Annotated in this window: 24 protein-coding genes; 5 read left to right on the top strand and 19 right to left on the bottom strand. The window is 70.5% G+C overall.

Features of this window, described 5'->3' with window-relative positions; all coding sequences use genetic code 11:
• Nucleotides 1-141 precede the first annotated feature (141 nt).
• The 5 genes from ACIPJI_RS08680 to ACIPJI_RS08660 all read right to left on the bottom strand — a co-directional run bounded on the left by ACIPJI_RS08680 (nucleotide 142) and on the right by ACIPJI_RS08660 (nucleotide 6,062).
• Nucleotides 142-933: a hypothetical protein gene (locus tag ACIPJI_RS08680; RefSeq protein WP_402245222.1), complete on the bottom strand. Its 792-nt coding sequence runs from the start codon at nucleotides 931-933 to the stop codon at nucleotides 142-144.
• Entirely contained in the window at nucleotides 930-2,279 is a 1,350-nt protein-coding gene (locus ACIPJI_RS08675) for an AI-2E family transporter (RefSeq protein WP_356623308.1), read from the bottom strand. Before ACIPJI_RS08675 ends, ACIPJI_RS08680 begins: the two co-directional genes overlap by 4 nt.
• A 159-nt stretch (nucleotides 2,280-2,438) precedes the next feature.
• Nucleotides 2,439-3,140 (bottom strand): transglycosylase SLT domain-containing protein, encoded by a 702-nt coding sequence (locus ACIPJI_RS08670; protein ID WP_356623310.1) that lies wholly within the window; start codon nucleotides 3,138-3,140, stop codon nucleotides 2,439-2,441.
• A gap of 420 nt (nucleotides 3,141-3,560) precedes the next feature.
• Nucleotides 3,561-4,883, bottom strand: coding sequence for a PhoH family protein (locus ACIPJI_RS08665; RefSeq protein WP_402245219.1), 1,323 nt, complete (start codon nucleotides 4,881-4,883; stop codon nucleotides 3,561-3,563).
• Between the two features lie 417 nt (nucleotides 4,884-5,300).
• A complete protein-coding gene (locus tag ACIPJI_RS08660; RefSeq protein ID WP_005312639.1) occupies nucleotides 5,301-6,062 on the bottom strand; it encodes an isoprenyl transferase in 762 nt (253 codons plus the stop codon).
• A 107-nt stretch (nucleotides 6,063-6,169) separates the two neighbouring features.
• On the opposite strand from ACIPJI_RS08660, the gene mgrA reads away from it, so the two are divergent.
• Both mgrA and ACIPJI_RS08650 read left to right on the top strand, forming a co-directional pair.
• A complete protein-coding gene (gene mgrA / locus ACIPJI_RS08655; RefSeq protein WP_402245217.1) occupies nucleotides 6,170-7,207 on the top strand; it encodes an L-glyceraldehyde 3-phosphate reductase in 1,038 nt (345 codons plus the stop codon).
• Nucleotides 7,208-7,526: 319 nt separating this feature from the next.
• Entirely contained in the window at nucleotides 7,527-8,699 is a 1,173-nt protein-coding gene (locus ACIPJI_RS08650; protein WP_356623316.1) for a winged helix DNA-binding domain-containing protein, read from the top strand.
• 16 nt (nucleotides 8,700-8,715) lie between these two features.
• Here ACIPJI_RS08650 and ACIPJI_RS08645 read toward each other — a convergent pair whose 3' ends face one another.
• Both ACIPJI_RS08645 and ACIPJI_RS08640 read right to left on the bottom strand, forming a co-directional pair.
• Nucleotides 8,716-9,120, bottom strand: coding sequence for a cupin domain-containing protein (locus ACIPJI_RS08645; protein ID WP_307708051.1), 405 nt, complete (start codon nucleotides 9,118-9,120; stop codon nucleotides 8,716-8,718).
• Between the two features lie 52 nt (nucleotides 9,121-9,172).
• On the bottom strand, nucleotides 9,173-9,898 hold the full coding sequence (locus tag ACIPJI_RS08640; RefSeq protein ID WP_356623320.1) for an A24 family peptidase: 726 nt from the start codon (nucleotides 9,896-9,898) through the stop codon (nucleotides 9,173-9,175).
• Nucleotides 9,899-9,938: 40 nt separating this feature from the next.
• Here ACIPJI_RS08640 and ACIPJI_RS08635 point away from each other — a divergent pair, with 40 nt between their 5' ends.
• On the top strand, nucleotides 9,939-10,298 hold the full coding sequence (locus ACIPJI_RS08635; RefSeq protein ID WP_356623322.1) for a DUF192 domain-containing protein: 360 nt from the start codon (nucleotides 9,939-9,941) through the stop codon (nucleotides 10,296-10,298).
• A gap of 72 nt (nucleotides 10,299-10,370) precedes the next feature.
• Nucleotides 10,371-10,979 (top strand): hypothetical protein, encoded by a 609-nt coding sequence (locus ACIPJI_RS08630; protein WP_402245214.1) that lies wholly within the window; start codon nucleotides 10,371-10,373, stop codon nucleotides 10,977-10,979.
• Between the two features lie 26 nt (nucleotides 10,980-11,005).
• Here ACIPJI_RS08630 and ACIPJI_RS08625 read toward each other — a convergent pair whose 3' ends face one another.
• From ACIPJI_RS08625 to ACIPJI_RS08570, 12 genes are all read right to left on the bottom strand, one after another.
• On the bottom strand, nucleotides 11,006-11,617 hold the full coding sequence (locus ACIPJI_RS08625) for an OmpA family protein (RefSeq protein ID WP_402245788.1): 612 nt from the start codon (nucleotides 11,615-11,617) through the stop codon (nucleotides 11,006-11,008).
• On the bottom strand, nucleotides 11,617-12,213 hold the full coding sequence (locus ACIPJI_RS08620; RefSeq protein ID WP_402245212.1) for a hypothetical protein: 597 nt from the start codon (nucleotides 12,211-12,213) through the stop codon (nucleotides 11,617-11,619). The genes ACIPJI_RS08625 and ACIPJI_RS08620 overlap by 1 nt, the downstream gene beginning before the upstream one ends.
• A 27-nt stretch (nucleotides 12,214-12,240) precedes the next feature.
• Nucleotides 12,241-12,864 (bottom strand): pilus assembly protein TadG-related protein, encoded by a 624-nt coding sequence (locus ACIPJI_RS08615; protein ID WP_402245787.1) that lies wholly within the window; start codon nucleotides 12,862-12,864, stop codon nucleotides 12,241-12,243.
• Nucleotides 12,864-13,082, bottom strand: a complete 219-nt coding sequence (locus ACIPJI_RS08610; protein WP_356623362.1) for a hypothetical protein — start codon at nucleotides 13,080-13,082, stop codon at nucleotides 12,864-12,866. The genes ACIPJI_RS08615 and ACIPJI_RS08610 overlap by 1 nt, the downstream gene beginning before the upstream one ends.
• Nucleotides 13,083-13,269: 187 nt before the next feature.
• Nucleotides 13,270-14,160 carry a DUF5936 domain-containing protein gene (locus ACIPJI_RS08605; protein WP_402245210.1) on the bottom strand — a complete coding sequence of 297 codons (891 nt, stop codon included), beginning with the start codon at nucleotides 14,158-14,160 and terminating at the stop codon, nucleotides 13,270-13,272.
• A 27-nt stretch (nucleotides 14,161-14,187) separates the two neighbouring features.
• Nucleotides 14,188-15,126, bottom strand: coding sequence for a type II secretion system F family protein (locus ACIPJI_RS08600; RefSeq protein ID WP_402245209.1), 939 nt, complete (start codon nucleotides 15,124-15,126; stop codon nucleotides 14,188-14,190).
• On the bottom strand, nucleotides 15,123-16,529 hold the full coding sequence (locus tag ACIPJI_RS08595; protein ID WP_356623330.1) for a CpaF family protein: 1,407 nt from the start codon (nucleotides 16,527-16,529) through the stop codon (nucleotides 15,123-15,125). Before ACIPJI_RS08595 ends, ACIPJI_RS08600 begins: the two co-directional genes overlap by 4 nt.
• Nucleotides 16,526-16,897, bottom strand: coding sequence for a TadE/TadG family type IV pilus assembly protein (locus ACIPJI_RS08590; RefSeq protein WP_402245207.1), 372 nt, complete (start codon nucleotides 16,895-16,897; stop codon nucleotides 16,526-16,528). The genes ACIPJI_RS08595 and ACIPJI_RS08590 overlap by 4 nt, the downstream gene beginning before the upstream one ends.
• Nucleotides 16,894-17,280, bottom strand: a complete 387-nt coding sequence (locus tag ACIPJI_RS08585; protein WP_356623333.1) for a pilus assembly protein — start codon at nucleotides 17,278-17,280, stop codon at nucleotides 16,894-16,896. The genes ACIPJI_RS08590 and ACIPJI_RS08585 overlap by 4 nt, the downstream gene beginning before the upstream one ends.
• Nucleotides 17,277-18,512 (bottom strand): AAA family ATPase, encoded by a 1,236-nt coding sequence (locus tag ACIPJI_RS08580; protein WP_356623334.1) that lies wholly within the window; start codon nucleotides 18,510-18,512, stop codon nucleotides 17,277-17,279. Before ACIPJI_RS08580 ends, ACIPJI_RS08585 begins: the two co-directional genes overlap by 4 nt.
• 7 nt (nucleotides 18,513-18,519) lie before the next feature.
• A complete protein-coding gene (gene cpaB, locus ACIPJI_RS08575; RefSeq protein ID WP_402245204.1) occupies nucleotides 18,520-19,233 on the bottom strand; it encodes a Flp pilus assembly protein CpaB in 714 nt (237 codons plus the stop codon).
• Between the two features lie 157 nt (nucleotides 19,234-19,390).
• The gene (locus ACIPJI_RS08570; RefSeq protein ID WP_402245202.1) at nucleotides 19,391-20,254 is read right to left on the bottom strand and encodes a hypothetical protein; all 864 of its coding nucleotides are present in this window, start codon (nucleotides 20,252-20,254) and stop codon (nucleotides 19,391-19,393) included.
• A 269-nt stretch (nucleotides 20,255-20,523) separates the two neighbouring features.
• Here ACIPJI_RS08570 and ACIPJI_RS08565 point away from each other — a divergent pair, with 269 nt between their 5' ends.
• Nucleotides 20,524-22,269, top strand: a complete 1,746-nt coding sequence (locus tag ACIPJI_RS08565; RefSeq protein WP_402245200.1) for a chitinase — start codon at nucleotides 20,524-20,526, stop codon at nucleotides 22,267-22,269.
• Nucleotides 22,270-22,277: the final 8 nt, after the last annotated feature.

Here is a 22,277-nt window from a genome sequence, read left to right as displayed (position 1 = left end):
GGCGGCCTCAAACAGCGCGGGGGTCACCCCGCCGGTGGGACCGCCGGGGCCCGCAGCGGCCGTCTGGCCGGTGTCGCCCCCCCACACACATAGGGGCCCCGCCGACCGTTTCCGGTCGGCGGGGCCCCTATGTGTGTGCCGTCAGCTCTTCAGCTTGTCCAGCAGTGCCCTCATGTCCTCGACCAGCATCGGCTCGAAGTCGTTCACGTCGGTGAGCGGCTCGCCGGTTTCCGCGTCCCAGTCGCTGCTCGTCGACATGGAGAGCACCGCCTGGCCGTCCAGTACCTCCAGAGTGATGCCACCGCTGTCCCGGACGACGAAGGCCAGTTCACCGAGACCGTCGACGCGCCGCAGTGCCGTCGTGTCGTCGACACCGGTCGCGTCGTCGACGTCCGTGTCCTCGACCGCCGTGTCCTCGACGGCCGTGTGCCGGGCGGCCATCATCCCCTCGAACTCGGGGCCGGGGTCCGTCTTCTTGTGCAGGGTGTAGCCCACGGAGACGCTCGGCAGCGAGCCCAGCTCGTTCCCGTCCTCGTCGGTCGGGAGTTCGTACCCCGCCGGCCTCATCTCGATGTAGCACGACACGTCGTCGAGGCTCTCGTGCGCACTGCGCCATGCCGAGCCCTGGCCCACCCGCTCGCCGATCGCGGCCGTCAGCGCGTTCAACTCCGCGTCCAGGCACAGGTTCCGGCTCGCACGGAACCCCCCGAGGTCGGGTTCGGCGGTGGAGTGCAGATACAGGCCGCCCGCCCACACCGCCGACGCGACGACCGCGCCGCCGAGTGCCCACAGCCAGGCGGGGCGGGAGCGGCGCGGACCCGCGGGGCCCTGGCCTTGGTCCTCCGTCACCACGTCATCGGCGGCCAGACGTTGTCCGGGCAGCTCGGCCGCGCCGAAGTACCCCTCCGGCACGAGCTCCGGTTCCGAGATCACTCCGCCTCCTCGGGTGTCCGGCTCTGCGCCGGCCGTTCCTCCTCCGCCACGGCCGTCGCCGCCGCCGCGTCGAGGGACGTCGAGCCGTGCGGCGGCGGGGAGTGGCGCAGCGCCTGTTCCCTGCCGTACACGGCCAGATAGCCGACCACCGTGTTGGTCACGGCGACCAGCGGCACCGCGACCACCGCGCCGCCGATACCGGCGACCAGGCCACCGGAGGCGACGGCGAGGACCACGGCGAGCGGGTGCACCCGCACCGCGCGGCCCAGGATGAACGGCTGCAGCACATGACCCTCGAGCTGCTGGACGGCGAGGACCACGACCAGCACCATGAGCGCCGTGAACACGCCCTGGGTGACCAGGGCCACGACGACCGCGAGAGCACCGGAGACCACCGCGCCGACGAGCGGGATGAAGGCGAAGAGGAAGATGAACACGGCGAGCGGCACGGCCAGCGGGACATCGAGGAAGTAGATCCCGAGGCCGATGAAGATCGCGTCGATCAGCGCGACCACCACCGTGCCGCGGACGTACGCGGTCAGCGTGCGCCAGGCGCGCGGGCCGGCGCCGGCGACTCCCGGGCGGGCCTGCGCCGGGACCAGCTTCAGCACCCACAGCCACACGCGCTTGCCGTCGTACAGCAGGAACAGCGTGGAGAACATCGCCAGCAGGATCCCGGTGAGCACCTCGACCATCACGCTCACACCTTGAAGACCGGCCGAGGTGATCTCCTCGGTGTTGGTGCCGATGGTGTCGCTGAGGTTCTGCGCGATGTCGTTGATCTGGCTCTCTGTCACATGGAACGGGCTGTCCAGGAGCCAGCGCTTCAGCTCGTCGATGCCGTCCCTGACGCGGTCGGAGAGGTTGTCCAGGTTGTCCATCACCTGCCACACCACGAACCAGCCGACCAGGCCCATGACGACGAAGCCGAGGATCGCCGTCACCGCGGTGGCCAAGCCCCGCGGGAGGCCGAGTCGGCACAGCCGGGCGACGGTCGGCTGAAGCATCGCGGTGACGAGCAGGGCCGCCACGAACGCCAGCACCACCAGCTGCACGGCGCTGATCGCCCGCATCAACACCCAGAGGGTGCCCGCCAGTACGAGCAGCCGCCAGCCGGCCTCCGCCGCGACGCGTATCCCCCAGGGGATGGCGGCGACCGGGTCCGGCTTCGCGGACACGGCCGGCGCGTACGCCGGCGGCGGGGGAACGCTCTCGGGGAGCCGCGGGGCGCCGGGCAGCTCGTCGTCGACGTCGGAGGCGCCCTCGTTACGGCGCTCCTCCAGCCGCTCTCCCATCCGGGTCAGCCCGGCACCCACTCGGCCGAGCCATCCTGGAACCTTCGACATGATGCTTCCTCTTCCCCCCGCCACTCTCCCCCTGCGCCCTGGAGGCGCGGGTCTCCCCCGCCCGGGAGTTCCGGATTGAGACCGTACACGCACGGAGCCCCTCACCGTAGGACGGTGAGGGGCTCCGAAAAGTTGAGCGACCGGCGGGCCGGAGGCCGACTAGTACCAGTGGTTCGCCTGCCAGAACGACCAGGCGCCGCACGGGCTGCCGTAGCGGCTGTCCATGTAGTTCAGGCCCCACTTGATCTGGGTGGCCGGGTTGGTCTGCCAGTCGGCGCCTGCCGTCGACATCTTGGAGCCCGGCAGTGCCTGGACGAGGCCGTACGCACCGGAAGACGGGTTCTGCGCGCGGTAGTTCCAGCTGGACTCGTGGTCCACGATGTTGCTGAAGCACTGGAACTGGTCGGCGGGCACCATCTGGCGGGCCATCGCCTGGACCTCGGCGACGGTGTAGGACGCCTGGGTGGAGAAGCTCGACGCGTCGCGGACGGCGTCGCGGTTGGCACGAGCCTCCGCGGCCGCGGCCTCCTCGCGCTCCTTCTTCGCCTGCTCCTCGGCGGCTTCCTTCTTCGCCTTGGCGGTTTCGGCCGCCTGGATGCGTGCCGATTCCTCGGCGGACTTCTTCGCTGCCGCGTCCGCGGCAGCGGCCTGTGCGTCGGCCTGCTGCGTCAGGGACGACACCTGGATCTGGGCCTGCTCGCCCATGGGAATGTCCGCGAGGAGCGTCGTGTCGGCGGCAGTCGCCTCGAGGTTGTCGCCCGAGGTCTGAGTGTTGCCCGACGCGACGCCGACGACGGCGCCGACGGTGGTGACCGCAGTAGCCGAAGCCACTGCGAATCCCCGGACCGAGATCCGGCTCACACGGTTTCCTTCCAGCATCGCCCGCACAGGTGACCCCGCGAGCGAAATCTTGCCCCTGACGCTGGCCTCCCCACTGATCGGGTCACGGGAGGCGCGGGCCCGGTGGGCAACTCCCCGGGGGAGCTGCCGCATTGTGCTCGCGGGCGGCATGCGACTGACATGTCTTGAATTGTGTGTTGCTGTGCACCAACCGTGGTGCGGATGTGTCGCATGCGGGGCCTGACGGAAGCAAGACTCTGCCGCAGGGCGAGGCCGCAAGGCAATTCTTCGTTGCGTGTGAAAGCTCACACCCCGTTCGGGCCAGGGCTTTTGGAGGAATCGGCGGACAGCACGACGCCGCCCGGCTACGCTCTTGCGCTTCGCCGGGCGGCGTCAAATGACTTGCCCTTTTTGCCGGATAGGCCCTTGGAGCCTATCGGATCAAATGTGCCCGTCCTCCAGCATTTCGGTCACCAGCGCGGCGATCTGGGAACGCTCCGAGCGGGTGAGGGTGACATGCGCGAACAGCGGATGGCCCTTCAGTTTCTCCACCACGGCGACCACGCCGTCGTAGCGGCCGACCCGGAGGTTGTCCCGCTGAGCGACGTCATGCGTGAGGACGACCCGGGAATTCGCCCCGATACGGGACAGAACCGTCAGCAGTACGTTCCGTTCCAGCGACTGGGCCTCGTCGACGATGACGAACGCGTCATGGAGGGAACGGCCCCGGATGTGCGTCAGCGGCAGGACCTCCAGCATGCCGCGGTTCAGGACCTCCTCGATGACCTCACGGCCCGCGACGGCGGACAGCGTGTCGAAGACCGCCTGCGCCCACGGGCTCATCTTCTCGGCCTCGGTGCCCGGCAGATAACCGAGCTCCTGCCCGCCCACCGCGTAGAGCGGTCTGAAGACCATCACCTTCTGGTGCTGCCTGCGCTCGAGGACCGCCTCGAGGCCCGCGCACAGCGCCAGCGCCGACTTACCGGTGCCGGCCCGGCCGCCGAGCGAGACGATGCCGACCTCCTGGTCGAGGAGCAGATCGAGGGCGATGCGCTGCTCGGCGCTGCGCCCGTGGATGCCGAACACCTCGCGGTCGCCCCGCACCAGGCGGACGTTGCCCTCGGCCGTGACCCGCCCCAGCGCCTTGCCGCGCTCGGACTGCAGCACCAGACCGGTGTGGACGGGAAGATCGGCCGCCTCCGGTACGTACAGCGTCTCCTCCCCGTACAGCAGGTCGACCTGCCCCGCCGTCAGGGGCAGGTCGGTCATGCCCGTCCAGCCCGTGTCGGTGATGGCGAGCTCCGCGCGGTACTCCTCCGCGAGCAGGCCGACCGAGGACGCCTTGATGCGCAGCGGCAGGTCCTTGGAGACGACCGTGACGTCGTACCCCTCCGCCTGAAGGTTGCGCGCGACGGCCAGAATCCGTGAGTCGTTGTCCCCCAGCCTGAAACCGGCCGGCAGTACGCCGGGATCCGAGTGGTTGAGCTCGACACGCAGCGTGCCACCGAGGTCCCCGATGGGCAGCGGAGAGTCGAGGCGGCCGTACCGGACCCGGAAGTCGTCCAGCAGGCGCAGCGCCTGGCGGGCGAAGTAGCCGAGCTCCGGATGGTGCCTCTTGGCCTCCAGCTCCGTCACCACGACGACGGGGAGCACGACCTCGTGCTCGTCGAAGCGGCTCATGGCTTTCGGGTCCGCCAGCAGGACGCTGGTGTCGAGAACGTAGGTGCGCCGGTCGTTCATACGGCGCTTTGTGCTGTTCACCACGGAAGGACGTACCCCCTCGGACGAGGTCGGGGTGCGACGGCGTCGCGGGCCATGGGTCCTCCCGCCGAAGCGGGGGACGGGCCGGGCTCAGGCCACGATGCGCGGGCCGAGCGCCGGCCCTCCGCGTGGTCCGCACCGCTGGTGCAGTCCTTCGTGTGCAAAGGGCCTCCCGGGTGGGCGGCGTGAGCCGCTCACTGAGATCCGACGTTCGTGGATCGGACGTCGACCTGCAAGAGGTATGCCCTCGAACAACTGCGGCCATGCCAGGAGGCCGGGCGTCTGCCGGATGAACGTGCGGTGACGAGGCGCGCTGAGGGGGCGCGCGGCTGCCACGCCGCGCGGGGGCCGGCGACGTGGCGGTTCCGGGCGGAGCGTGAAGGGGCCGGGGCGGGCCCGGTTCAGAGGGAGGCGGCCGGGTCAGGCGCCGTAGCGGCGGTGGCGGGCCGCGTAGTCGCGCAGTGCGCGCAGGAAGTCGACCTTACGGAACGCCGGCCAGAAGACTTCGCAGAAGTAGTACTCGGAGTGTGCGCTCTGCCAGAGCATGAACCCGGAGAGCCGCTGCTCGCCGCTGGTGCGGATCACCAGGTCGGGGTCCGGCTGCCCCCGTGTGTACAGGTGTTCGGAGATGTGCTCGACGTCGACGATCTCGGCGAGCTCCTCGAAGCTCGTGCCCTTCTCCGCGTGCTCCAGCAGCAGGGAACGGACGGCGTCCGCGATCTCCTGGCGGCCGCCGTAGCCGACGGCGACGTTGACCAGTATTCCCTTCACGTCCGCCGTGGCCTGCTCGGCCTCCTTCAGCACCCGCTGCGTGTGGTCGGGCAGCAGGTCCAGGGTGCCCACGTGGTGCACCCGCCAGCGCCCGTCGGCGGCGAGGTTACGCACCGTGTTCTCGATGATGCCGAGAAGCGGCTTGAGCTCCTCTTCGGGGCGGTCGAAGTTGTCCGTGGACAGGAGCCACAGGGTGACGACCTCGACGTCGGTCTCCGCGCACCAGCCGAGCAGCTCGGAGATCTTGTCGGCGCCGGCCTGGTGTCCCTGTGCGGCCGTACCGCCGGAGGCCTTCGCCCAGCGGCGGTTGCCGTCGAGGATGACACCGATGTGCTTGGGCACCTGGGCATGGTCGAGGCGGCCTTCCACCCGGCGTGCGTAGAGCCTGTACACCAGGTCGCGCAGGTTCACAGTTCTTACACCCCTCCATGCGGCAGTCCCCGAAGGCGCAACCCTACTGCGGGCCGGGCACGGCGGCCCAACCCGGTGTGTCACAAGTCCGTGATAAGGAGGGAAGCGTGACTGATTCCCCTTATTACCTCGCCGACGCCGACCGCTACGGGTCCATGGAGTACCGCCGCAGCGGCCGCTCCGGCCTCAAGCTGCCCGCGCTCTCCCTCGGCCTCTGGCACAACTTCGGCGACGACCGCACGCTGGACTCGCAGCGCACGATCCTGCGCCGCGCGTTCGACCTGGGCGTCACCCACTTCGACCTTGCGAACAACTACGGACCGCCGCCCGGGTCCGCCGAGCTGAACTTCGGCAAGATCTTCGCGCAGGACTTCGCCCGCTACCGTGACGAGATCGTCGTCTCCACCAAGGCCGGGTATCTCATGCACCCCGGCCCGTACGGCGAGTGGGGTTCGCGCAAGTATCTGCTGTCGTCGCTGGACGCCTCCCTGAAGCGGATGGGCCTCGACCACGTCGACATCTTCTACTCCCACCGCTTCGACCCGGAGACTCCGCTCGAGGAGACCATGGGAGCGCTCGCATCCGCCGTGCAGCAGGGCAAGGCGCTGTACGTGGGCGTGTCCTCCTACAACGCGGAGCAGACCGCGGAGGCGGCCAGGCTGCTGAAGGAGATGGGTGTCCCCGCGCTCATCCACCAGCCCTCGTACTCGATGATCAACCGCTGGATCGAGAACGACGGCCTGCTGGACACCCTGGAGAGCGCCGGTATGGGCTGCATCTCCTTCGTGCCGCTCGCCCAGGGGCTGCTCACCGGCAAGTACCTGAAGGGCATCCCTGAGGGCTCGCGGGCCACCCAGGGCAAGTCGCTCGACCCGAACCTGCTGTCCGACGAGGTCCTGCGACGACTGGGCGGACTCAACGACATCGCCGCGCGCCGTGGCCAGACGCTGGCCCAGCTGGCGATCTCGTGGGTGCTGCGCGACCCGCGGATGACGTCCGCACTCATCGGCGCGTCGAGCGTGAAGCAGCTCGACGAGAACGTCGCGGCGCTGGCCGGGGCGCCTCTGACGCAGGCGGAGCTGGAGGAGATCGACACCTTCGCGGTGGACACGAAGGGCACGAACATCTGGGCCGACCGGGGCTGACCCGTCGGGGGGAAACATAAAACGGGCCGGTCCGTGGGGGGGATACGGACCGGCCCGAGGGGGGGTTTCCACCATAACCCTTCGTAAGCGGTGCGCGGAGCCACGCCATGCCGGAAGCAGCGCCGGAATTCGCCCTGGCAGGCGCGGGGCGGTGCGGCAGCGGGCCGCGAGCGGTCGGGCCGTACCTCCCACGGGGGACCCCGGCCGTGAGGCGCCGCATTGACGAACGGACCCACGTACGGTCGAGCGATCGAACGGGACGGGCCCCAGCGGGCACAGAGGACAGAATCCGACCTGTACGGGTCCTAGCGTCACCGGTATGACGAAGAAGACCGCCGATGTGACATGGCCTCAGGCGAACGCCCGGCGACTGGGCCGTCAGGGGCTGGCCGCTCCCGGGTCGCCGGGCTTGACCTCCCCCGCCGCCGTGGCCGCCGCGATGCTCGGCGCGCACGCCCAGGTGCTGTCCGCCGGGGAGCTGTCCGTGGCCCTGCGGCTTGCGCCCGGCGCCACCCGCGCGGACGTGCGTCACGCGCTGTGGACGGACCGGACGCTGGTGAAGACGTACGGTCCGCGCGGCACCGTCCATCTGCTGCCCACGGCGGACCTGCCGATGTGGACAGGCGCGCTGTCGGCGTTGCCGGCCGGAAAGAACCCGTGGCCGGACGGCGTACGGATGACACCGGAGCAGACCGACGAGGTGGTCGCGGCCGTCCGTGACGCGCTGGCCGGCGAACCGCTCACCGTCGACGAACTGACGGAGGCGATCGTCGCCCGCACCGGGCCGTGGGCGGGCGAGCGGGTGATGGAGGCCTTCCAGGACAAGTGGCCGCGCTGGCGCCAGATCACGCACACGGCCGCGCATCGCGGCGCGCTCGCCTTCGGCCCGAACCGCGGACGCAACGTCACATACACCAGCCCCAAGGTCACCCCGATGGACGGGCGGGAGGCGCTACCCGAACTCGTGCACCGCTATCTGCGCGCGTACGGGCCCGCCACGCCCGCGGACTTCGCCCGGTGGCTCGGAGCGCCGCCGGCCTGGGCGGGCCGGCTCTTCACGGATCTGGCGGCCGGGGACAGGATCGCGGAGGTCACCTTCGAGGGCGCCCCGGCGTGGGTCGCCCAGGGCGACGCCGCGTTCCCGGACCGGGAACCGGCGCGGGGCGTGCGCCTTCTCCCCTACTTCGACGCGTACGCCATCGCGTGCCGGCCGAGGGACCGGCTGTTCCCCGGGGCGGCTCACGGCCGGGCGCTCGCCGGGGGCCAGGCCGGCAACTACCCGGTGGTGCTGGTGGACGGGGTCGTGGCCGGCGTCTGGCACCAGCGCCGCTCGGGCAGCCGTGTCGCGGTGACGGTGGAACCGGTCGGCGAGGCGCTGGAGCGGGCGGCGGCACGCGACGAACTGGCCCGGGAGGCCGAGCGGGTGGGCGCGGCCCTGGAGGGCCGCGCCGAGCTGACCGTCGGCACGGTGACGGTCGGGCCGCACGCGTGACGCGCCGCCCGCCGCGTCAGGTCAGCTCGTGGCCGGTCGTGCTGTCGACGTTGTCGGGAAGCTCGCCCTCGTGCCGGTCGCCCGTGGACCTGGTACCGGACGGCTCGAACATGAGGATGGAGCCGCCGGTCGAGGTGGGCCTGTGCTCGGTGCCCTTGGGGACGACGAAGGTGTCGCCCTTGCGCAGCTCCACGGTGGACTCGGTGCCGTCGGCCGCGCGCAGGGCGATGTCGAAGCGCCCCTCGAGGACGAGGAAGAACTCGTCCGTGTCCTCGTGCACGTGCCACACATGGTCGCCGAGAGTGTGCGCGATCCGGACGTCGTAGTCGTTCATACGGGCGACGATGCGCGGACTGTAGACGTCGTCGAAGGAGGCGAGGGCTTCGGTGATGTTGACGGGCTTCTTCGCGATGGCATCCATGGGCCGATTCTGCGCGCCGAGGGGCGGCCGTGTCGCGCGTATTCGCGGCGGCTCAGGCGGCCGCGAGCGCCCCCAGGACGACGCCGGCCAGCGCCCCCACGATCATGAACGGTCCGAAGGGGATCGTGCTCTTACGGCTCGCACGGCGCAGGGCGACCAGCCCGAGCCCGTACAGCGAGCCGAGCAGGAAGCCGGCGAACGCGCCCGCGAAGAGCACCGCCCAGCCGTACCAGCCGAGCACGACGCCGAGCGCGAGCGCGAGTTTCACGTCCCCGAACCCCATGCCGCCTGGGTGGATCAGGAACAGCGCGAAGTACACGCCGCCCAGCGCGAGTCCGCCGAGCAGGGCGGTGTTCCACTGCCCGCCGGCTCCCGGCGACAGCCCGGCCACCCCGAGCAGCGCCGCGGCCGCGCCGGCCAGCGGCAGCGTCAGCCGGTCCGGCAGCCGCCGCACCCTCAGGTCGACCAGCGCCAGCAGCACGGCGAACGGCGCCAGCACCAGCCAGGCCGCCAACTCCGGCCGTGCGCCCGTCGCCGCGGCGAGAACGGCGCACGCCGCCGCGGTGACGAGCGGCGCCGCGAGCCGCGCCGGGACGGGAGCCGCGCAGCAGGCGCCACCGAACCACCCGCGCCCCGGCCCCGCGTACACGTGCCCCGCCGGGCAGGTGTCCCGCCAGGCCTCGCCCACCCCGACGGACAGCCGGTACGCCGCCCTCGGGCACAGCAGGCCTGTGCCCGCACCCCACAGGGCGGCGACGACGATCAGCGCTGCGTCCACGCACCGAGCGTAAGCCGGACCGCGCACTACGGTGGAGGCCATGCGACGAGGACGCCGATGGCGTGACGGAACAGGGACGTTGACGATCGACGGCCGCCCCGTCGCCGAGGTCGAGATAGCCGCCACGTACCGGGCCCGGCGCCGCGGCCTCCTCGGTCGCGACGGCATCGAGGGCGCGATGCTCCTGACCCCGTGCGGCAGCGTCCACTCGGTCGGGATGCGCTTCGCCATCGACGTGGCCTACCTGGACCGCGACCTGCGTGTCCTCAGCGTCCGCACCATGCCCCCGGGCCGCGTGGGCCTGCCGCGACCGCGCGCCCGCCATGTGCTCGAGGCGGAGGCGGGGACGCTGGCGGAGTGGGGGGTGCGGCGGGGCGTCACGCTCACGATCGGCCCCTGAGACCTCGGCTCCTGCGCCGGACGCACGGGCCCGTACCGTGGTCCTCCGCCCGTGCGACCAGCGAGGAGAGCGATGCATTCCGCCGTCACCCCGTTCCTGCTCCACCACTGGAAGGAAGGCGCCCGCCGCGAGCAGCTGACCGGCTGGCGGGGAACGTCACCGGAGTTCGGCGACATCAAGGTCACCAGCCCCTTGAACCGGACGCGTTCAGAGGTCGTGGTCGCCGAGGTGCGCGGCGGGTCCATACCGACGGCGACCTTCGAAAGCCGCGGGATCCACACGGAAGTCCTCACCCGGCCGACACTGAACCGCATCACCCTCCGCCTCGGAGACGCCATGGTCCACACGTCGAGGAACCGCTTTGCCCTGACCCACCGCGGGCGCGCACTGCACATGAGGTACGGCGGGGACCGATACCGGCTGTGGGCCGTCAACCGCCGCCGTTACGTGCTCATGCGGCAGCCGGACAGCGAGGACCCGGGCGTCAGGATCACGATGACGCAGTCCGGCCGCGGCCGGCGCCGGCAGATCACGCTGACCGCCGCGGGCCGCGCCGTCGCCGCGGACATCGCGCTCGCCACGCTCTTCACGGGCGTCGACCGTTCCGTCCTGACGCGCCGCGGCACCGTACGGGCATTCATCTCCCGGGCGTTCGGACTGTACGCGGAGTCCCAGTACTGAGCGTGATCGTCACTCCCGCGTGATCGTCACTCCCTGGGGAACGACACCTCGACACGGCGGTTCTTCCGGCGGCCCTCCTCCGACGTGTTGCTCGCGATCGGATAGTCCTCGCCGTAGCCGCGGATCTCGTACGTGATCCCCTCGGCGCTCAACTGCTGCGACAGCACGCTGTGCACGGCGTCGGCGCGCTCCTTCGACAGCTTGTCGCCGTGCGCCTCGGTGCCGAGGTCGTCCGTGAAGCCGAACACCCGGATCTTCTTGGCGTTCTGCTTCTTGATCTCGGTGGCGATCGCCGAGATGCGGGAGGTCGCCTCGCCGGAGAGTTTGGCGCTGTCCTTGCCGAAGAGGACCTCGGCCTGGAGGGCGAACTTGATGTCCGAGTTCGTCTCCTCGCGGCGCTCCTCACCGCTGATGTCCTCGACGACGGACTTGATGTCGATGACCTTCGGCTCGGCGAGCGTCGCGCCCTCGGGGAGCTTCAGGTCCGAGTCGTTGGCGTCGACCTTGACGGGCGCCTCGGCGGGCGGCGCCGCGTAGGGGCCGTCGTCGGCGAAGGCGCTGCCGCCGGCGAGCAGGCCGGCGGAAAGCGCACCCGCGAGGACGGCGGCGGTCACGGTGATCCTGGTCGCGGGGCGCATCACGACAGCTCGATCGTGGTGCTGGGGAAGCCGGGGAACTGGAGGGCGACCTGCGTGGTGGTGGCGGGCGGGGCGGGGAACTGGGCGAAGAAGGACAGAGATTCGCCCGCCTTGATGAAACTGCTGTAGCCGTACGTGGTCAGCGGACGATTGTCCGTGTCACGCAGCACGTAGTAGCGCTTCTTGCCCTTGGAGTCCACCAGGGTCATCGCGGCCAGCGAGTTGCCGGTGGAAGCTACCGCCTGCTCTGTGCCCATCCAGCTGACGGGTACAGAGAAGCCGTTCGAGGTCGTGTTCTTGAAGTCCCCCTCCACGGTCAGGAAGCCACCGGCGTCCCGTCGTGCCTGCAGGACGGACATCTCGATGCCCTTGTCGCCCTTGACCGTCGCGATCGGTTCGCTCGGCGTACTCGGCGCCGCCTCCGGCGCCTTGCTGCCCTTGTCACCGCCGGACGTGGCCGGAGCCGATGACGAGAATCTGTCCGAGTCCTTCTCCTCGCCGCCACCGCCACAGGCCGCCAGAGCGAACACCAGAGAAGACGACAGCAAGGCTGCCGTCCCTGCCCGGCGCATGGCGCTCATGTGCCGCATGCTCATCAATCCTGTTCCTTTGCGTTCATCGGCTCAGTCCTCGGCCAGTCTGACGGTGAAAAGGTCTGCCATGTCCGGCAGCAGATCGGGTTCTTCGGGGTCGATGACCCACTCGTCGGAGTCACAGAGCAGCTTGCCCGGCGAGGGCTTCGGCTCGTCCTCCTCTTCTCCTTCGCCCGGCTCCGGCGTCGCGGGCTCTCCCGGAGTGAAGGTGCAGCGTGGTTCGACCACGGCGGTGGCGCGCGCTGTGGCGTGCTTGTTCGCCGTTCCCTCGATGATGCTGTCGCCCATCGATTCCTGGGACTCGACGTTGACGGTGAAGCCCCATCGGCCGTCGTTCAGCGGGGTGCACCCGTCGGCCACGGCTTCGTTCCGGCCGGCGAAGTCGGCAGCCCGCGCGCAACCGTCCGGGGTACCTGCCGGTACCTCGCCGTCGAGGATGGCCTCCAGGTCGTCGAGGAGGTCCGTCAATTCAAGCCGATCCCGGGAATCCTGGGCCGCTGCCAACGCAGCGGCGTCGGCGGCGGTCTGCGTGCCGTTACGCGTGACGTCGGCCTGCCCGAAGGCGAGATACACCAGCACGAGGAAGAGAAGGCCCACGACAGCCGCCATGTACAGCGGCGTTGCCTGGCCGCTGTCCTCCCGCCCGGAGCGGATCAGCCGCCCCCGCCTCCGTTGAGGACCGAATTGATCTTCTCTCGGAACGTGTTGGCGATCTCGCTGCCCATGTTCGTGTTCAGCAGCAGCACCACGATCGCCACCACCAGAATCGTGATCCCGACGTACTCGATCGACCCCTGCCCCCGATCGACGCGGAGTCCGTCCCGGCGGAGTCCGATCGCAGCCGCGACCTTGTGCAGGCCGAAGTCCCTCATGGCGTACCCCTCGTTCCCCTTCGACGGACCGCTGGTTCATGTCGGTCCGGCCTCCCTCGCCGCTGATCACTCCATGCAGTCTCCCGGCTACGCCGGGCCTCCGAGGAGAATCTCCCACATTCGCTTGCGTGAGCGAAGACCGTTGGTCGAATCGCTCGTGAACCCTTCATCGCAGCCGCCTCACTCGTCAGCCTCCGAAGATCGCGCCGAAGTCCACGTCGGCCGCGTAGTAGAAGCCCGCCACGATCAGGATCATCGTCCCGGGCAGCATGAAGCTCGTGACGATCAGCGTCGCCTTCGGGACGGCCTTGGCCGCCTTCCTTCTGGCGTTCTGGGCGTCCGTCCTGCGCATGTCGTTGGCGATCTGGATCAGGGTGTCGACGATCGGGGCGCCCAGTTCCTCGCCCTGCTGGAGCGCGGAGACGAACATGGACACCTGCTCCGACTCGTTGCGGCGGCGCAGTTGTTCGAAGGCCTCGCGCCGGCCCATGCCCATGTCCATCTGCCGGAGGGTGATGCGCAGTTCGTCGGACCAGGGGCCCTGGTACTTCTCCGCGACGCGCTCCAGGGCCTGCCGGAAGCCGAGGCCGGCGGAGACGACGACGGCGAGTACGTCGAGGAAGTCCGGCAGGGTGCGTTCGATGTCGTCCCGGCGGCGGGCGATGGCCGCCCGGAGCAGGACGTCCGTCCAGAACAGGCCGTAGAGCAGGAACAGGACGGCGAGGACGACCTGCCCGTTCATGAGCATCCCGAAGGCGACGAGCCCGCCGAGGACCCCGTAGACGGCGCGGCGGGCCGCGTACCGGTCGACCGTAAGGCCGCCGGGGTTGCCCGCCATGTCGAGCCTGCGGCGGACGCGGTCGACGTGGCGAGGGCCCATCAGTCGCTGGACCGAGGGGGCCCAGCGCATGCCGAGGCGGTCGATGGCCATGCCGGGGTAGCTGGTGCGGGTGGCGCCGACCTCCAGGGCGATGGCGAGGTCGCCGGGGAGCTTGGCCTCCGCCCGGTACATACGTATGCCGTGGAAGAATCCGACGACGGCGACGCCGATCACGGCGGCCAGGGCAAGTCCGAGCATGTGGGTCTCCTCCCTTCTGGTCAGGTCTCAGATGCGGACGCGGGTGAGCCGGTTGATGAGGATGAAGCCGAGTGCGTACAGCCCGGCCGCGATCAGTACGGCGACGCGGCCGCCGAGTGCGCCGGTCATGTCCTCCAGTGCCCCGTCCCGCATGCCGTTGATGACGAGCAGGAATCCGAGGCCGAGCACCGGGACGGCCACCGCCGTCACCTTGACCTGGGAGAGGAGGGTGGTGACCTCCCGCCGGGTCTCCTTGCGTTCCTCCAAGGTCTCGGTGAGGTTGCGCAGTGAGGTGACGATGGTGCCGCCCGCCCGGTTGGAGAGGATCAGGGTGGACACGAGCACGGTGAGTTCGCGTGACGGGAGGCGTTCGACGAGGTCGCCGAGCGCGTCGTCGAGGGAGCGGCCGAGGGCCAGTTGGTCGGCGACGCGGCGCAGTTCCTCGCGCGCCGGGTCGTCGAGCTCCTCCACGGCCATGCCGATCGCGGTGCGCAGGGCGAGCCCGGCCTGGGTGGCGTTGGCGAGCACGCGGGTGAGTTCGGGGAGCTGGCTGATGAACGCCTCGGTGCGTTTGGCCCGCTGCCAGTTGAGGAAGCCGTTCGCGCCCCAGAGGCCGATCAGGACGGCGAGCAGGCCGAAGAAGGGGGCGAAGACCGAGCCGACGACGAAGTAGAGCGCCAGCAGGGCGGCCACGACGTAGACGGCGTACTCCCCGGCGGTCAGTTCCAGGCCGGTCGCGGAGATGCTCCGCTCGATCCGCCGGCCGAGCCGCGTGCCGCGCAGCCTGCGGTCCACTCCCGCGAAACGGCGCCGGCGGCCGCTCTCGAGGGCGAGCGGTCCGGACTGCGACATGCGGTCGACCAGGGCCTGGCGTTGCGCCTGGCCCACCGACCAGGAGCGCACACCGAGCACGGCGAGTACGCAGCCGAGCAGCGTGACGCCGACGGTCACCAGGGGCAGGTTCATCGCGGGCGGTGCCCTTCCGGTGAGTGGCCGGTGCGTGGGTCGGGCACGGGGCTCAGGCCCGGTGGCACCCGGGTGGCGAGCTCCAGTTGCGACTCGCCGACGCCGAAGGCGGGCGGGATCGCCTCGCCCGCCATGTAGAGGCGTTCCGCGACCCGCCGGGGCAGCGGGAAGTACCGGAACCTGCCGTGCACGCGCCCGTCCCCGGCCGGCGGTTCCGCCTCGAAGCGGCAGACGGTCACGAAGCGGTAGTCCTCGCGGCCGTACGAATCGACGACGGCGATCTCGGTGATCCGGCGTGCCCCGTCCGCGTGCCGGGTGAGCTGGACGATGACGTCGACGGCGCTGTTGATCTGGTCGTGGATGGCCACGAACGGGAGCTCGACCTCGGACATGGAGCTCAGCGTCTGGAGCCGCATCAGCGCGTCCTCCGCGCTGTTGGCGTGGACGGTGGCGAGCGAGCCGTCGTGGCCGGTGGACATGGCCTGGAGCATGTCGAGGGTCTCCCCGCCGCGGACCTCGCCGACGATGATGCGGTCGGGGCGCATGCGCAGGGAGTTGCGTACGAGGTCGCGGATGGTGATGCGGCCCTTGCCCTCGACGTTGGCGGGGCGGGACTCCAGGGTGATCACATGGGTCTGCTGGAGCCGGAGTTCGGCGGAGTCCTCGATGGTGACGATGCGTTCGCCGTCAGGGATGAGCCCGGACAGGGCGTTGAGGAGGGTGGTCTTGCCGGTGCCGGTCGCGCCGGAGACGATCACGTTGAACTTGGCCCGCACCAGGCCCGCGAGCAGCATCAGGATGTGCTCGTCGAGGGATCCGAGGCCGATCATCTCCTGGAGGGTGAAGGCGCGCGGGAAGCGGCGGATGGTCAGCACCGGGCCGGTCAGGGAGAGCGGCGGGATGATGACGTTGACGCGCTCCCCGCTGGGGAGTCGGGCGTCGACCATGGGGTTCGCCTCGTCGACACGGCGGTTGACGGTGGAGACGATGCGCTCGATGGTCTGCATCAGCTGCTCGGTGGAGGAGAACCGCAGCGGCAGCTGCTCCAGCCGGCCGTCCCGTTCGACGAAGACCTGTTCGGGGCCGTTGACCATGATCTCGCTGATGGACGCGTCCTCGAGGAGCGGTTCGAGGATGCCGAGGCCGAGCGCCTCGTCGACGACCCGCCGGATGAGGTGGGAGCGCTCGCCGGTGGACAGGACGGGGCCCTCGCGGCTGATGATGTGGCCGAGTACTCGCTCCAGGCGGACGCGGCGTTCGGCGGCGGCGAGGGTGGACATCTCGGCGAGGTCGATCTCCTCGAGGAGCTTGGCCCGGTAGACGCCGACGAGCCGGCTCTCCTCGCTCTGGCCGTTCGCCGGCTCGGGGCCGTCGATGCGCTGGATGCGTGCGCGCAGGCTCATCGTGTCGACTCCCTGTCGAGGGGCATGGTGGCGGACTTGGTGACGGTGCCGAAGCTGACGCCGGGGACCACGCCGGGAATGGTGACCGTGACGTCGGCGGTGACCGCGTCGCCGTCCTGGCGGGCGGCGACGGAGGCGTCGAGCCAGGAGCTGAGCGCCTGCTGCCCCGCGACCTGGGGGCTGGTCGTCGCCTCGTCCTGCGCGGCCACCCGCGCAGCGGCGCGGGCCGCGGTGCCGGCCTGCTGGGCCGCGTACACGGCGAGGCCCACCTGCACCGCGATCGTCATCACGAAGAGCAGCAGGAACAGCCAGCCGCCGTATTCGACGGCGCTCTGGCCGCGGTCGTCCCGGAGGTCCCGGCGTCTCATGGCTCGTCCCTCCACTCGGCCGCCGCGCCCGCCCGGCCCTTGACCGTGATCGGGAGGTTGACGCCGGGGAACAGCAGCGGCACCTCGAGCAAGACCTCGGCCTTGTACAGGTCTCCCTCCTGCCCACAGGTGACGGCCGCCGACCAGCCTCCGGTCAGGTCCTCCTCCGCGGCAGCCGCGCAGGCCGCCGCGCCACCGCCCTCCGCCCGCGTCCCCGCGGCCACCGCCTTGTCCGCCGCGTTGCCCGCGAGCACGAACGTGTAGCCGACGAGTGCCGACTGCCACAGGACGGCCAGCGTCACCAGGATGATCGGCACCATGCCGGTGAACTCGATCGCCGACTGGCCCCGGTCGTCCCGTATGCGCGGGGCGGGCCCGGTCATTTCGCGCGCCCGTGCCGGCGTCCGGCCCCGAAGCGGCTCTGCTTCGCGTCCCCCTGCACGTCCTTGACCAGTCCCAGCTCGCCCGCCAGGGCCCACATGGCCTGCTTGACGGACGACTTGGCCTCGAGGTCCTGCATACGGCCCGCGTCGACGGCCCCTTGGAGCTCCTTGAAATTCGCGGGGATCGCCGTGCGTGCCACCCGCGTGGAGGTGATCTTCGAGACGAGCGGCGGCTGGATCTCGGTGGTCCGCGTGTGGCGGTTGACGACGGTGATCGTCTCCTCCGCCTTACGGATCTGGAGCCGGTCCCAGAGCCGCACCATCCGCTTGGTGGCCCGTACGGTCACCACGTCCGGCTGGGTCAGCAGCAGGGTGGTGTCGGCCGACTCGATGGCGGCGGCGTTGGCGGTGTTGACCTGTGTGCCGCAGTCGACGACCACCATCTCGTATCGCTGCCGCAGGGCGCCGAGGGTCTGCCGGACGAGCCGGTCGCTGACGTCCTCCGCGCGTTCGCCCTCCGCCGGGGCGAGGAGCAGGGCCACGCCCGTCTCGTGGTTGAAGACGGCGTCCTGGAGGACCCGGGCGCCGATGTCCCGGATGGCGGCGAGGTCCACGATGGAGCGACGGAACTGGACGTCCAGGTACGAGGCGACGTCACCGCCCTGGAGGTCGAGGTCGACGAGGGCGACGGAGTGACCGGAGGCCGCCGACGCCAGGGCGAGCTGGATCGCCGTGACGGTCGTGCCGACGCCGCCCTTGGCGCCGCTCACGGTGACGACGGTGCCGCCCGGCCCGCCGAACGCCGCCTCGGGACCGTGGCCGAGGTGCCGGCGTACGCCCGCTGCCCAGCCGGCCGCCGCCTGGACGCGCTGCGCCAGTTCCTCGTACACGAGAGGAAGGGCGACGAGGCCGCGGGCGCCGGAGTCCATGGCCGCCGAGTACAGGCCAGGACCGGTGTCGGCGGTGACGAGCACGACGCCGACGGCCGGGAAGCGCAGGGCGACGTCCCGGATCAGCTCGAGTGCGGGCAGCGGCCCGATGCGCTCGTGGACCAGGACGACTTCCGGGAGTTCGTCGAGGGACTCGGCGGCGAGCCGCGCCAGCATGTCGACCAGCGAGGTCGAGTCACCGACCGGTGGGGCCGGTTCCGCGTCGGGGAGCCGGCCCAGAAGGCTCACGATGGACCGAGCGGCGTCGGGTTCGCCGACGGCGGGGAGGATACGCGTCGTCATCCGGCCCTCACTTGTTCTTGTCTTCTGAGAGGTCGTAGCTGCCGTCGCCGGGCCGCAGGGTGGTGGGGCTCCCGTCGGGCAGCAGGGCCAGGCGCACATGTTCGGCAAAGGACTCGGCGTAGGCGACGCGCTGGGCGTCCGCCGTGTTCAGCGCGAAGGTGATCGGCACCGCCTCGCGGGGGGCGTTGCCACGGTCGCCGCTCCTGCGCTCGAGGGCGGTGAGTTCCCCGACGTCGATGACCTTGGCGTTCGCGACGATGAGCCGGGACTGGTCGGTGCCGGAGTCGTTCTGCGCGGCGAAGGTGGCGAAGATGTTGACCAGGTTGCCCGGCCGGATCTTTCCGGCCACGCCGGTCGCCGCGTCGATCACGATGGCGATCTCCTGCTGGCCGCTCTCCAGCTCCGGCTTCTGCACGATCATGTCGCTCTGGAGCAGGGACCCGCTGCGCAGCTCGGTCACGGCGATCTTGCCCCGCAGTACGCCGAGGTCGGTCACCGCGCTCCGCGACAGCCAGCGTTCGGGTATCGAGACCTTCTCGAACTGCCCGGCCTCGAGCGGTGTGTAGGGGGCTATGTCGCTCTTGACGCGGTAAGCGGTGGTCTCGGGTCCGACCTTCGAGTTCACATCGGCGATCACGGTGAGCACGCCGGCGAACGCGGCGATGCCGCAGACGACCGAGAGCAGAATCAGGAGAACGCCGCGGCGCTGCCGTGAATTCATGGGTAGGACGACCTCGTTCGATGACGTGGGACGAATGGGGCGGACGGTACCGATGCGGCAGACACGGCGGGGGCGGCGAAAGCGGTCGGTGCGGTGGACGACGCGGCGGGGGCGGCGGCCATGGTGGCGGTCACGGCGGGCAGCCGGGCGTGGCCTTTCATGGCCCCGCGGTCAGCGCCCTGGTCGCCCCGGTGCGGCTCGAGGCGGCCGTGAGCGGGGCGGAGCAGAAGCCGCAGCGGTCACCGATGAGTTGGATGCCGCACCATGTGCACACCTCTCGCCGTACGGAAGAGACCAGTTGGTAGAGGACCGAGATGTCGGGGAGGAACGCGGCGAACTCGATCAGCCGTCCCGTCCCCCACCAGCGCGCGGAGTCCTGGGGCAGCGGGACCTCGTGGACCTGCTGCACGCGCCAGGCCGGGGCGAGGGTGCCGGTCACCCACTCCGACTGGAGCTGTCCTCCGGCGACGATCAGCTGCGTGGCGAAGTCGGGCCCTGCCAGGTGTCCGCCCCCGCCGACCTTGACCATCTGGGGCCGGGGGCCGGCCAGCACACCGAACTGGGTGCCGGGCATCCAGGACTTGGCGTGGGACTTCAGGCTCACCGGGATGCGGTCGAGCCGGGCGACGGAGCCGAGCAGGGCGCCGGCGTAGATGTAGTGGGACAGCAGCCGGGCGGCGGAGGCGATGACTCCGGCTCCGAAGTCGCAGATCGACAGCTGCCGTAGCTGCCGGGCGAGCACGGCGACGCCGAGCGGCGGCAGGTCGAGCCCCAGCAGGGCGATGCGGTCGCTCTCCAGCACGGCGCGGACCGTGTGCAGCCGGCGCTTGTGGGCGGCGGGGAGCGAGGCAGGGTAGAGGCCGACGACGTAGCCGTGCTGCTCGAGCAGGACGCTCATGTCGCTGAGCGCGGCGTCGAGAGGGGCCTCGTCCGGCGGGTGGAGCAGGGCGGCGGTGGGCGTCTGTTGATCGGTGGGCGGTAGCACCAGGTCGGCGCTGGTGACTGCTATTGCGGTCGGCACGCTCGTTCCCCGTTCAGCTCCGGACACCGGGGTGTCCGGCGGCCGCAGATCCCAACTGCTCCCGTGCTCCTGCTGCTGGTGCTCGCTACTCCGTGTTCCTGCATGAGCACTCTAACCATCACCGCCCAGGCAGTGAACACCGTTCCAGGGACCAATCACTGCCAGAGGTCTTGACAACCCAATTGGTCTGGACCAGCTTTTACGCCCAACGGTGGCCACCGTCCGCAAGCCCCATCCCCACCCCCCAACTCCCCCACCGGAGGCCGCAAGTGGACCGCACCACACGCTCACGGAGATGGCCAGGTCCTTCCTGGAACCGCCCGGCGCGATCCGGACAAAGGGCCCTGGGCGCCGGCCTGGCGCTCGCGGTCGGCACCGGGCTGACGCTGATGGGCACCGCCGGGACCGCGCAGGCCGCCGACGTCAACGTCGCGAAGAACGCCGGCTTCGAATCGGGTCTCACCAACTGGTCCTGCTCCGGCGGCAGCGGCGCCGCCGTGTCCTCCCCGGTGCACAGCGGCGCCTCCGCGCTGAAGGCCACGCCCGCCGGCCAGGACAACGCCAAGTGCTCGCAGAGCGTCGCGGTCAGACCGAACTCGACGTACTCGCTGAGCGCGTGGGTGCAGGGCAGCTACGTGTACCTGGGGGCGAGCGGCACCGGGACGACGGACGTGTCCACCTGGACGCCGGGCGGCAGCAGCTGGACGAAGCTCACCACCTCCTTCACCACGGGTGCGAGCACCACGTCGGTGACCGTCTACACCCATGGCTGGTACGGCCAGGCCGCCTACTACGCCGACGACGTGAACGTGTTCGGCCCCGACGGCGGTGGCGGCACCGATCCGGACCCGGTGGTCCCGGCGGCGCCCGCGGCTCCCACCGTCGGCGCGGTGACGTCGTCCTCCGTGGCCCTCAGCTGGGGCGCGGTCTCCGGCGCGACCGGCTACAACGTCTACCGTGACGGCGCCAGGGTCCAGTCCGTCTCCGGTACGTCGGCGACGGTGACCGGCCTCTCCGCGGACACCTCGTACCAGTTCCAGGTCACGGCCACGAACACGGCGGGCGAGTCGGCCAGGTCGGCCGCGGTCACCGGCAGGACCGGCCCCACGGGCGGCAACCCGGGCAATCCGGCGGTGCCGAAGCATGCGCTGACGGGCTACTGGCAGAACTTCGACAACGGCGCCACCGTGCAGAAGCTGCGCGACGTGCAGTCGCAGTACGACATCATCGCGGTGTCGTTCGCCGACTCCACCACCACGCCGGGCCAGATCGTCTTCAACCTCGACCCGGCCGTCGGATACGCCTCCGTCGCCGACTTCAAGGCGGACATCGCCGCGAAGAAGGCCGCGGGCAAGTCGGTGATCATCTCGGTCGGCGGTGAGAAGGGCAACGTCACCATCAACAGTGACGCGTCCGCCACGGCCTTCGCGAACAGCGCCTACGCGCTGATGCAGGAGTACGGCTTCAGCGGGGTCGACATCGACCTGGAGCACGGCATCAACTCGACGTACCTGACCAAGGCGCTGCGCCAGCTGTCGCAGAAGGCGGGCTCGTCGCTGGTGCTGACGATGGCACCGCAGACCATCGACATGCAGAACACCGGCACGGAGTACTTCAAGACCGCGCTGGCCGTGAAGGACATCCTCACCGTCGTCAACATGCAGTACTACAACAGCGGCTCGATGCTCGGCTGCGACGGCAAGGTGTACTCGCAGGGTTCGGTCGACTTCCTGACCGCGCTGGCCTGCATCCAGCTCCAGGGCGGCCTCGACGCCTCCCAGGTCGGCCTCGGCGTCCCGGCCTCCACCCGCGGCGCGGGAAGCGGCTACGTCGACCCGTCGATCGTGAAGAACGCGCTCGACTGCCTCGCCCGCGGCACGAACTGCGGTTCGTTCAAGCCCTCGAAGACCTACCCGGGTCTGCGGGGCGCCATGACCTGGTCCACCAACTGGGACGCCACGGCGGGCAACGCCTGGTCCAACGCGGTCGGACCGCACGTCCACAACCTGCCGTAACCCCTGGC

It is taken from the genome of Streptomyces sp. NPDC086835 (genome assembly GCF_044745705.1).
Lineage (GTDB): Bacteria > Actinomycetota > Actinomycetes > Streptomycetales > Streptomycetaceae > Streptomyces.
This window is presented reverse-complemented; position numbering and strand designations above follow the sequence as displayed.